Origin of the sequence: Pyramidobacter porci (assembly GCF_009695745.1) — a bacterium.
GTDB classification, from domain to species: domain Bacteria; phylum Synergistota; class Synergistia; order Synergistales; family Dethiosulfovibrionaceae; genus Pyramidobacter; species Pyramidobacter porci.
The window spans coordinates 177,871-189,290 of record NZ_VUNH01000004.1 but is presented as its reverse complement, the minus strand read 5'-3'; the positions used below and the strand labels follow the sequence as shown (position 1 = coordinate 189,290).

Here is an 11,420-nt window from a genome sequence, read left to right as displayed (position 1 = left end):
AAAAATTTCGGCTGATAAATGTTCTGCTTGTGTGTAATTCCTTGCCATAGCAAGACCTCCTGTTGTTGAGTTCATTCTACAACAGGAGGTCTTTTTATTCTCTGGCCTTTAAACGGGGTACAGGCCAATTTTTATGATGATTTTATTTTTATCGCCACATACCCGAATTACAAATTTCATAATAAAGTGTTCTTTCGTCTAATCTCGCGTTGTCTATCGCAGGACCAATGCCGTAAATGCTTACCACAGCAATCATCGCCTGCTTTTCAAATCCCATGAAGGCGGATTCCTACCATATTGAGCAGATTTAATTTTCAAGTGAAGGGAATTATGCGAGGCCCATGTCATGATTATCTGTCCATAGCTCGCATTGCATCATCACTGTTTGTACCGCATTATCCATTCCTTCCGGAGGATATTTATGATTTCTGAGAAGTCTCTTGATCATTATGCGCATCTTCGCCCTTGCTGAGTCACGCTTTTGCCAGTCGATGGTACGATTCTTTCTAAGCGTATCTGCAAGTTCCTTTGTGATAGAAATCAACTCTTCATTCTCATAAAAATCCTTGATAGCCTGTGGTTTTGTGAGAGCATCGTAGAAAGCGAGCTCATCTGCAGTAAGCCCCAGTTTTTCACCTTCGTGCTGCGCAGCGCGGATCTGTCTTGCCAGATTTAATAGTTCTTCGATCACTTGCTCATTGGTAAGCATTCCGTTAAGATACCGGTTCATGGTTTGTTGAATAATTTCGCTGAATTTTTCAGACTTTACGACGTTGGTATGTCTGTAGATTGCAACCTGCTCGACAATCAGCTTTTTCAGAAGTTCTACTGCGAGGTTCTTCTCTTTCATCTTCGAAATTTCTTCAAGAAATTTCGGATCAAACAGAGAAAATTCGTTGTCCACATCCGTAAAGAGGTTGATAACGCCTTCGCTTTGGATGCTGGCTTTCAGTAAATTGTTGATGCGTTCATTCATTTCAGGAAGCGATATTTTCTTGCCCTCTCCCTGATTCATGAGTCGCATAACAAGCACACGAACGGATTCAAAGAACGCAGCCTCTACACGGAGTTCTCTCGTTGCAAGGGAAGAACAGAGAGAAAGAGCCTGTTTCAGCAGAAGTCCTTCTTTTAGGAACGTTTCTCTGGCTTCTTTTTTGTCGACGGCAACAATGAAGTTTACCGCTCCGCTGATGGTTTTTGCTCTCTCAAGGTCTGTGCCGGACGTGAATTTGGAATAATCATATCCGTGGAATAAATCGCGGCATACTTCCAACTTCTCGACAAACTTTGGATATGCGGCTTTAACGATATCTGTGTCACTATAATTTTTCTTATCGCGGGCAGTATACTCATTCATTGCCTGTTTCAATGCAGAAGCAATACCAATATAATCAACCACAAGGCCGCCTTCCTTATCGCCGAACACTCTGTTTACACGGGCGATAGCCTGCATCAGGCTGTATCCTTGCATTGGTCTGTAGACATACATAGTTGCAAGAGAGGGAACATCGAACCCAGTAAGCCACATGTCTACAACGATAGCGATCTTAAGAGAACTGTCGTTATCCTTAAATTTTGCAGCGAGTTCGTCTTTGTGGCGTTTATTGCCAATAAGCCGATTCCATTCCTCTGGATCTTTATTGCTGCTCGTCATTACAACAGCGACCTTGTCGGTCCAGCTCGGGCGCAACTCCAAGATTCTCTTGTAAATTTGCACGGCGATCGGGCGTGAATAAGCGACAATCATTGCCTTACCGGTGAGGAGGTTGGCACGATAATTCTCATAGTGATCAAGAATATCATCGACCAGTGAATTAATCGTCTTATCATTGCCGAGGATTGCTTCCATCTGACCGAGTTTCTTCTTGCTTCTCTCGATCACCTCGGGATCGGCATTATTGGCCATAGCATCGTATTCCTGATCGATGAGCTTCAAGGTTTTCTCATCCAGCGCGAGCTTGATCACACGGCTTTCGTAGTAAACCGGGCGGGTAGCCCCGTCCTTGACCGCCTGTGTCATATCGTAAATATCAATATAATCGCCGAAAACCTCTCTGGTATTTCTATCCTTTATAGAAATTGGGGTTCCGGTAAAGCCTATATATGTTGCATTTGGAAGAGCGTTCCTGACGATTCTTGCAGACCCGATCTTAATTTCGCCAGTTTTTGCGTCAATCTTTTCTTTCAAACCATACTGACCACGATGAGCTTCATCTGCCATTACGATAATATTCCTGCGTTCGGAAAGGCAGTCAAAGGATTCCTCAAACTTCTGCATCGTCGTGAAAATGATGCCGTTGACCTTCCAGCCAGCCAGCAAATCTTTCAGATTTTGTCTGCTTTCTGCATGGACAGGTTCCTGCCTGAGGAAATCTTTGCACTTTGCGAACTGCCCGTAGAGCTGGTCGTCCAGATCGTTGCGATCTGTGATGACAACAATTGTAGGATTGTTCAGTGCTTCCTGCAGCAAGTGAGTATAGAAAACCATAGAGAGCGATTTGCCGGAGCCTTGCGTATGCCAAAATACGCCGCCCTTACCGTCGGTTTGGGTTGCGCGCTGTGTAGACTTTATAGCCTTTTTAACCGCGAAATACTGGTGATATCCTGCAAGAATTTTAAACTTCTTCAGCCCTTCGTTAGAAAAACAGATAAAATTTTTTATAATATCAAGCAAACGCTCCTTCTCAAACATCCCTTCAAAGAAGGTGTTGAACTGAGCGTATTGCATACTTTCATAATTTCCGTCTTTTGTCTTCCATTCCATGAAACGATCTTCGTCAGATGTAATGGTTCCGGCTTTTGACGTGAGATGATCGCTCATAACGCAGATACAATTATAGATAAACATGGAAGGGATCTCATGCATGTAATTACGGATCTGAGTGTAAGCCTCAGACGCATTCGTTTCTTCACGAGATGGAGATTTGAGTTCGAGAAGCACGACCGGGAGGCCATTGAGGAACAGGAGCACGTCTGGGCGTTTATTGCTGTTTTCAACAAACGTCCACTGGTTTGCTATAACAAATGAATTATTGTCAGGATTTTTATAGTCCGCTAAATAAACAAGACCGGAGCGTTCCTCGTTTTTAACAAAATAGCGCACTTCAATACCATGCTGAAGATAATCCATAAAAATAGCATTTCTCTGAATAAGTTCCGCATTCTCGAAGTTCTTCAATTTAAAGAGAGCGTCGTTAATCGCATCTTCCGGCATGTCTGGATTCAGTCTGTGGAGAGATTGTTCCAGCTCATCTTCATATAAGGGGCTTCTGAATTCTCTCTTGAGATCGGGGGCATATACATGCCGATAACCCATATTCTGAAACAGCTCAATGACTGAATTCTCATAGTCTGCTTCGGTATAACTATCACTCATTGACTTTTCTCCTTTGCTATATCCTGTGCGATAAGTATTGTACAATCAACAATCTCTTTCGCTGTTTTTGTTGGCTTATCAGATTTATTTAACGCCCCTTTTATATTAACGCGCATTCCGCTTAGTGTTTGTCCTCTTTTATACCAGTCTCGGGTCTTTACTCCGTCAAGGATAGCTTTCCAAACCTCTTCCTTTATGGAAGCGTCTATTCCATTTAAGCATTTATCAAATATTCTTATTTTAAAGGTACTGTTTTTGTAAACGTCATCAGCGATTTGTATATTTGTTAAAAATGGATTTGCTACTCTTTCATATTTTTCAAATGAGGGTGTCAACATATGTGAAGATCTGCTTTCGTGTAAATATGAAAGTAAATGCTCTAATTCTGGAAATAATGTAGACTCGTTAATATCACATCGATCAAGTTCTTTTAGAATTTGACTCTTATTGTTCTCTTTGACGAAGAATATTGTTTCGTTAAATTCTTGCTTCAAACTTGCAGTTCCCTTAGTAATGGTAAAATTATCTATAGTATCCCCAGAGATAACGAAGCAAGCCGGCAAGATGAACATTCCATTTTGGCGAAGTAATCTTTCATTACTGTAAGTGGGCGAAACCAAAAGATTTGTTTGCAATTTATTAATAATGAACTTTTCGTATTCTTGCTTCCACGTTTCACAATCAGATTGAGTAATAATTCCTCTTTCATATAATCTGTCAAGAATACTTATCAACTTGTTTTCTCCGCTTGACAAATCTTGCTTGGATAGCGCGGTTATGATCTGTACATCTTTTGATTGATCTGGCACTGAATAGTTCGAACCGGAATAGATTACACCCGCATTAAATATAGAATCATCTATATTATCGCATGGTTGACATGCAAAATACATGGCTACCAATGGATTTCGTGTCACGTCAAGCAAACGCGTACTAAGTCCATAATGTTGACATTTTGTCATTATTTCAAAATCAGACTGCATATTCTGAAACGCCTCAGGCCTGCGAACTTTAGGTTCACTCATAAAGAAATGCTCGTTAATTAAGTTGTTTTCTCTAAATAGAACAGGTTGAATATCCCAAACATCTGATTGTTGTCCTCTAAAATATAATTGCTGGGCTTCAGCTTCCTTATCGGAATATAGTTCATTTATTTGTTTTATGTAATCTGCTAAAGAGTTAACTTCTATCCCATTTTCGCTCAAATATTCTTCTCTATCTTCATCTTCCATTTTAATTTCTCCTAAACGAGAATTTAGCGGCTTAGAGGTCGAGGTCGGAAACGTCAAGTTCCCCGGACATTAGGCGTGGTAGTAAGGTGTCTCGCAATTCAGCGAGTCTGCGATTTTCCGACAAGTTAACCTCATACAATTCCATGAGCTGACCAGCAGTGGATTCAAAATTATGAAGCGATTCTGCATCGGGGATGAGTACAACTACCTTGTTCATATCTCCTTGTGTGATTAGTGGTTGAGTAGAGCCGCGATTCAAAGAATGATAGTCTATTCTTTGCAAAACTTGGTAGACGTACTCGTAGAAATCGCTTGTAATAACAAGAGTGTTATCTGAAGTCCAACAAGGCGAATTGAAACGCTGAACCACGCCATGTGTTCCAACACGACCAGTGACAAGAATTTTGTCTTTGTGATTAAAGTCAGAAGTAAAACCCATTACGGAGGCGGCACCAACCAAAGGAATTGTTGCAACATCGGTTCTATCTGCTGATTTCATAGGAGGACGTTTACCACTTGTTATAGATGCAATGTCTGCTAATATACCTTGTTTCCATGAAGAAGGGTGAACACCATCATGAGGGATAAATTCTTCAAACTGTGCTACATATAGCAAGGAAACTTGCTCCTCTAAATTCTCGTTTACCCTCCGATTGGCTGCGATTTTATCATCCAAAGATTTAAGGATTCCTGCTATAGCTTGCTGACTTTTCAAATCTGGGACCTTAACTTTTAACTTCTGAAGCACGTCAGTCTGAATTCTCTGTCTACCAGATGATCCTACCATCGATTTTATGGCAGGTTCTCTGACTAGAGAGCTTGTAACCAGATAATAGGTAAAGTCTGGGTCGTTTCTCTCTTTAGCTCTGAGCACGATATATTCAGTTGATCCAAATCCAACCTCATCCTCATCAAGCACATCAACTCTTGCAGTCTTGCCGTTTTCGAGGCAAGGCGTAATCCGGGCCATAAGGATATCGCCATTTCTAAATTTTGTTCCGCCAGAAAACGGCTCCATTTCAAATCTAGAAACATCTCGGCAGAAAGGTTGCAACTTATCCATTGCGATTTTTTTTGCAATAGCGCCTTTTTTTATCGATTCACGAGGATTGAACTCAGCTATATCATCCATTCTTTTTTCGAGCCATTCTCCCATAAAATCACTGTCCTAACCTATATATTTCTTATGAGCTATCTTTACATTGCTCTGTTTGACCATCGCATATTGCAAGGTCGTATCTATTCGTTGATGCCCAAGGAGCCTCTGAAGCTGCTCTATAGGCATTCCTTTATCAATCGCCATTGTCGCCAGTGTCCGTCGGAATTTATGTGGATGTACCTTAGAAATGTTCAGTCGTTTGCCCATATTGCGGAGTCTGTGCTCTATTCCTCCAATCTGAATCCGCTCATGAGGCGCTCTCAATGTTACAAAGAGCGCGGGATTAGCGTCCTTCCTGCTGTCAAGGTACGCCTTCAGATGCAGTTTTGCTCTGGCATTAAAGTAAACAATGCGCTCCTTATCTCCTTTACCGAACACCACGCATTCCCGCTCTGAAAAGTCTATATCATTGCGGTTCAGAAGGACCATTTCTCCAACTCGCATTCCAGTTGAAGCCAGCATATCGATCATTGCCAAATCTCTGATTTCCTTACAGTTATCCCGCATCTTTTCTAGATCCTCATCCGAGTAGGTTTCCTTGATGTTGCTTGCCGTTTTAACCTTATGGATACGGCGCACTGGACTTTTTATGATGTAATCCTCATCTTCAAGCCACGAAAAGAAGCTGGACAGGATTCTGCGGATATTGTCAATCGTCACGCGGCTGGATTGATTCTTGCTTTGATATTCCGTCAGATATGTCCGTAGATCCTCCGTAAGGATATGCCGGACATTCTTTGGGAGAGATGACAGCATTGCATCAATCGTGGTCTGATAATATTTTAGTGTTTTTTCTGAGCAGCCTTCGATCCGCTTGGCGGCTATAAACATCATTACAAGCTCATTGCTGTCATCCTCCTCTGGCTTTACTATGTTGCCGGTCACTTCATAATGAAAGAGCGTCTGTTCCAGCACCTGTCTCAGCTGTTTCAGCTGCGCATTATCGAGGTATGGGAGCATCTGTTGCATTACTTCCGTCGCCAATTCATGCTTCATTGTCGTTTCTCCTTCTATTTGGTATTTTCCAGAGAACGACATCAACGGCAGTTCCGTTGGTTTGACTCTCGCCGTTGGTGAGAGTTGATCACATTTAAACGAGAATTTATTTGATCAAGCTCAGGCAATGTACAAGTCACGTTTCATAGATTTTGATCCGTTTGGTAATTCAATGCCTGATAACTGGCACAACGGTACAGTATCGGAAATCATCGAATTACATGATTCCAAACGGATACCTCTCTCAAGCCGCGAACGCGCCGATTTGGATAAAATTTATCCATACTACGGTGCGACATCAGTAATGGATTACGTTGACCGCTATCTTTTTGACGGCATCTATCTCCTACTCGGAGAGGATGGTACCGTTGTTGATGGTCAGGGATATCCCATTCTCCAGTATGTTGATGGCAAGTTCTGGGTAAATAATCATGCTCACATTATCACAGGTAAGAACGGTTATAACGTTGAACTTCTGTACTTGCTCTTCAGCCTCACGAGTGTTAAAGCAATTGTCACTGGCGCTGTGCAGTCTAAGATAAGTCAAACCAACCTAAATAAGGTGCCCATTGCAATTCCATCTAAAGAAGAACTTTCAATGTTCAATGATCTTATCCAGCCGATATTCACTGAAATTAGGAACCGCCGAAGCGAAAGCGTCAAACTTGCCGAACTCCGGAACACTTTATTGCCTAAGCTTATGTCCGGCGAACTGGATGTCTCTGATATCGACTTTTAAACCGCTAAATTCTCGTTTATTTCAGTATTAAGATATATTTTTTTATCAAATATCTCTAAAATGCCTGCGATTTTTTTCTGTTCTTTGTATGTAAATTTCGGAACCTCATATTTCATAATGGCAGTCTTATCTCCGCGGGGCATCTTTGTGCCTTTGGATGTTGCCATGGAATAATCGAAAAATGTGTTATCCGCAAGAACATAATAGAGAAATCTTTTGTTTATGCCATTCTTTGCTCTGAATACAAGAACGTCGTTTGAACATCCGCCGTCAAATTCTGCAAACCATATCTTTTTGAAATATGGTCTAATATTTGAGACCAACACATCCCCCGCAAGAAAAGCTTGTGTCTGTGCTGCGGTTGGAAGCGATGAGGCATTGGTAATGCCTCCTTTATTGGGTATCATGTTTTCTGTGGATATGTATGTCTCAGCATCTAGAGCTGAGACATCAACTTTGCCCTTGGCGTACCCGCATATATTCGAAAGATTATATTTCATATCCGATCGCCCCTAACTTTCTCCTGATCTCGTTCTCCAGTTCGTGAGACTTGGCAAACATATCTGATAGTTCCGATGTGAGCCGCGCCATTTTCTCTTCAAACGGCTCGCCGTCATCCTCCGGCTCTTCAATGCCCACATAGCGTCCTGGCGTCAAGATATAATCCTGTTTTGCGATATCCTGCAGAGTGGCAATCGAACAGAAGCCTTTCATGTCCTTAAGTGTTCCGTTCTGGAACGCCTCGAAGGTATCCGCCAGCTTCTGAATATCCTCATCGGAGAAGTCTCTGTGCTTGCGATCGACCATGTGTCCCATCTTGCGGGCATCGATGAAGAGCGTCTTGCCTTTCTGTTTCTTCCCCCTTGTAATGAACCATAGTGTCACCGGGATCGTCACACTGTAGAAAAGTTGTGTAGGCATAGCGACAATGCCTTCAATCAGGTCGTCCTCTATAATTTTCTTTCTGATTTCGCCTTCGCCGCTTGACTGTGTGGAAAGTGCTCCGTTAGCAAGAACAAGGCCGATTTTTCCATTCGGTGCCAAATGATGGATCATGTGCTGAATCCATGCATAGTTGGCGTTTCCCGCAGGAGGAAGACCGTATTTCCACCTCTTATCATTCTGAAGCGTTTCCTGTCCCCACGGATGATAATTGAACGGGGGATTGGCAAGGATGAAATCTGCTTTTAATGTAGGATGAAGGTCGTTTGTAAATGTATCGGCGTTATAGGCTCCGAAGTCAGCGTCGATGCCTCGGATAGCCATGTTCATTTTTGCCATTTTCCAGGTATCCGGATTGGCTTCCTGCCCATATACTGAGACTGCTCCTCTCTTATGACTGTGTGTTTCAATGAATTTTTCAGACTGAACGAACATGCCGCCGCTGCCGCAGCAACAATCATATATACGACAATTCTCATACGGCTTGAGAATTGAAACCAGTGTCCTCACCACGCTTGATGGCGTATAGAATTCCCCGCCGCCGACGCCTTCTTTTTCTGCGAACTGTGCAATGCAGTATTCATAGGTTCGTCCTAGAAGATCCTTGCTCTTTTCTGTATCTGACATGTCGATACTGTTGGTAAAAATGTCTACAACATCGCCTAGGATTTTCTTGTCAAGATCCGGACTTGCATAGTTTTTAGGAAGCACGTTCTTGAGGTTTTTATTTTCAGCCTCAATCGCTCGCATGGCGTCATCAATGACTTTACCGATTTCTGGAGTATGGGCTTTAGCTGCCACTGTGCTCCATCGAGCCTCTCGGGGAACATAGAATATATTATACATTGTATAAGCATCGCGATCGTCCTCAAAACCATCGCCTTCTCTTTTAAGCTCGTTATATCTTCTCTCGAAAGCGCTGGATATATAACGAAGGAAAATCAATCCGATGATGACCTTTCTGTATTCTGCGGCTGGAATGTGTCCCCATAAGACACAGGCCGCGTCCCATATCTGTTTTTCAAAGCCTATATTGGCATTTGTCTTTTCAGCCATCTAAAATACCTCCAGTGTAGTTGTTTTGTTTCTGTTATGACAAAATATCTGTTTCCTAATAAAATTTAACGTTCTATCTGGCGGATAGTCAAATCATAAAAGGGACCTTTTCCTTTTTAAGGAAAGGGAAAACGCATAGGAGATTTTTCTGATGAAGACGTTCATACTGTCAGGTATTTTATCGTTCGATATGCGTTTGGATCTCTTTGTCAAACTATCCATGACCTCTTTGCTTGGGGGCGTAAGGAACAAGGATTTTGATAACGTAGCGTATTTTGTTCCTATAATATACCATATAAAGCAGGTGGCTCCGACGCGTGGCCGGGGCCGCCTGAGCGTTATGATGCGGATGTCTTTGTCGGGATTACTTTTCCGTGGCGGTCTTTTCCTTGCGGATGACGTCGTGCGCGCCGCCTTCGACGATGCTGGTGGCGCTGACGAGGGTGAGCTTGGCTTTTTTCTGGAGCTCGGCGATGGTGACGGCGCCGCAGTTGCACATCGTGGACTTGATTTTCAGGCAGGTGCGCTCCACGTTCTCCTTGAGCGGGCCGGCGTAGGGGACGTAGCTGTCGACGCCTTCCTCGAAGGAGAGCTTGCCGGCGCCGCCGAAGTCGTAGCGCTGCCAGTTGCGGGCGCGGTTGGAGCCTTCGCCCCAATATTCCTTGACGAACGTGCCGCCGACGAGCAGTTTTTCCGAAGGGCTTTCGTCGAAGCGGGCGAAGTAACGTCCCAGCATGACGAAATCGGCGCCCATGGCGAGGGCGAGCGTGATGTGGTGGTCGTAGACGATGCCGCCGTCGGAGCAGACGGGGATATACACTCCGGTTTTGCGGTAATATTCGTCGCGGGCCTGGCAGACTTCGATGACGGACGTGGCCTGTCCGCGGCCGATGCCCTTGGTCTCGCGGGTGATGCAGATGGAGCCGCCGCCGATGCCGACTTTGACGAAATCCGCGCCGCACTCGGCGAGGAAGAGGAAGCCTTCGCGGTCGACGACGTTGCCGGCGCCAACCTTGACGGCGTCGCCGTACTCTTTGCGGATCCATTCCAGCGTCAGTTTCTGCCACTCGGAAAAACCTTCGGACGAGTCGATGCAGAGCACGTCGGCTCCGGCTTTGACGAGCGCGGGCACGCGCTCCTTGTAGTCGCGGGAGTTGATGCCCGCGCCGACGACGTAGCGCTTGTGGTCGTCGAGCAGTTCGTTGGGGTTCTCCTTGTGCTCGGAGTAGTCCTTGCGGAACACGAAGGCGGTGAGGCGGCCGTCCTTGGCGACGATGGGCAGCGAGTTGAGTTTTTTGTCCCAGATGATGTCGTTGGCCTCGCTCAGCGAGGTGCCGTCGGGCGCGGTGATGAGTCGGGCCAGAGGGGTCATGAATCCGGATACTTTGTCAGTGGGCTGCATGCGGCTGACGCGGTAGTCGCGGCTGGAAACGATGCCGACGAGCTTGCCGTTGGCGGTGCCGTCGTCGGTGACGGCGACGGTGGAGTGCCCGGTTTTCTCTTTCAGGGCGAGGATGTCGGCCAGCGTGGCGTCGGGGCGGACGTTGGAGTCGCTGGGGACGAAACCGGCCTTGTGGCTCTTGACCCTGGCGACCATGGCGGCTTCGCTCTCGATGGACTGCGAGCCGTAGATGAAGGAGACGCCGCCGGCTTTGGCGAGGGCGATGCCCATCGTGTCGTTGGAGACGGACTGCATGATGGCGGAGACCATGGGGATGGAGAGCTCGATGGCGGGAGATTCGCCCTTTTTGAACTTGACCAGCGGGGTGTGCAGCGAGACGTTTTCCGGCCGGCACTCGCTGGACGAGTAGCCGGGGATCAGAAGATATTCGTTGAAAGTATGCGCCGGTTCGTTGATGTAGGTTGCCATTCTAAACCTCCTGAAAGATGGGAATTCGCTCGCCGGGTGCCCCCGTGCCG

The 11,420-nt window shown here is 45.1% G+C and carries 8 protein-coding genes; 1 reads left to right on the top strand and 7 read right to left on the bottom strand.

Annotated elements, in window-relative coordinates; all coding sequences use genetic code 11:
- Positions 1 to 328: 328 nt before the first annotated feature.
- The 4 genes from FYJ74_RS05465 to xerA are packed head-to-tail and all read right to left on the bottom strand — an operon-like array spanning position 329 to position 6,763.
- Complete coding sequence (locus tag FYJ74_RS05465) at positions 329 to 3,376, bottom strand: type I restriction endonuclease subunit R (protein WP_154528569.1); 3,048 nt, start codon at positions 3,374 to 3,376, stop codon at positions 329 to 331.
- Entirely contained in the window at positions 3,373 to 4,608 is a 1,236-nt protein-coding gene (locus FYJ74_RS05460) for an FRG domain-containing protein (RefSeq protein WP_154528568.1), read from the bottom strand. Before FYJ74_RS05460 ends, FYJ74_RS05465 begins: the two co-directional genes overlap by 4 nt.
- 31 nt (positions 4,609 to 4,639) lie before the next feature.
- Positions 4,640 to 5,764: a restriction endonuclease subunit S gene (locus tag FYJ74_RS11770; RefSeq protein ID WP_229769357.1), complete on the bottom strand. Its 1,125-nt coding sequence runs from the start codon at positions 5,762 to 5,764 to the stop codon at positions 4,640 to 4,642.
- A 12-nt stretch (positions 5,765 to 5,776) separates the two neighbouring features.
- Positions 5,777 to 6,763 (bottom strand): site-specific tyrosine recombinase/integron integrase, encoded by a 987-nt coding sequence (gene xerA / locus FYJ74_RS05445; RefSeq protein WP_154528567.1) that lies wholly within the window; start codon positions 6,761 to 6,763, stop codon positions 5,777 to 5,779.
- A 127-nt stretch (positions 6,764 to 6,890) separates the two neighbouring features.
- On the opposite strand from xerA, the gene FYJ74_RS05440 reads away from it, so the two are divergent.
- On the top strand, positions 6,891 to 7,502 hold the full coding sequence (locus FYJ74_RS05440) for a restriction endonuclease subunit S (protein WP_154528566.1): 612 nt from the start codon (positions 6,891 to 6,893) through the stop codon (positions 7,500 to 7,502).
- On the opposite strand, the gene FYJ74_RS05435 is transcribed toward FYJ74_RS05440, so the two are convergent.
- The 3 genes from FYJ74_RS05435 to FYJ74_RS05425 all read right to left on the bottom strand — a co-directional run bounded on the left by FYJ74_RS05435 (position 7,499) and on the right by FYJ74_RS05425 (position 11,370).
- Positions 7,499 to 8,002, bottom strand: a complete 504-nt coding sequence (locus FYJ74_RS05435) for a restriction endonuclease subunit S (protein ID WP_154528565.1) — start codon at positions 8,000 to 8,002, stop codon at positions 7,499 to 7,501. The two genes, FYJ74_RS05440 and FYJ74_RS05435, sit on opposite strands and share 4 nt — an antisense overlap.
- The gene (locus FYJ74_RS05430) at positions 7,992 to 9,500 is read right to left on the bottom strand and encodes a type I restriction-modification system subunit M (protein ID WP_154528564.1); all 1,509 of its coding nucleotides are present in this window, start codon (positions 9,498 to 9,500) and stop codon (positions 7,992 to 7,994) included. Before FYJ74_RS05430 ends, FYJ74_RS05435 begins: the two co-directional genes overlap by 11 nt.
- 364 nt (positions 9,501 to 9,864) lie before the next feature.
- On the bottom strand, positions 9,865 to 11,370 hold the full coding sequence (locus tag FYJ74_RS05425; protein WP_154528563.1) for an IMP dehydrogenase: 1,506 nt from the start codon (positions 11,368 to 11,370) through the stop codon (positions 9,865 to 9,867).
- Positions 11,371 to 11,420: the final 50 nt, after the last annotated feature.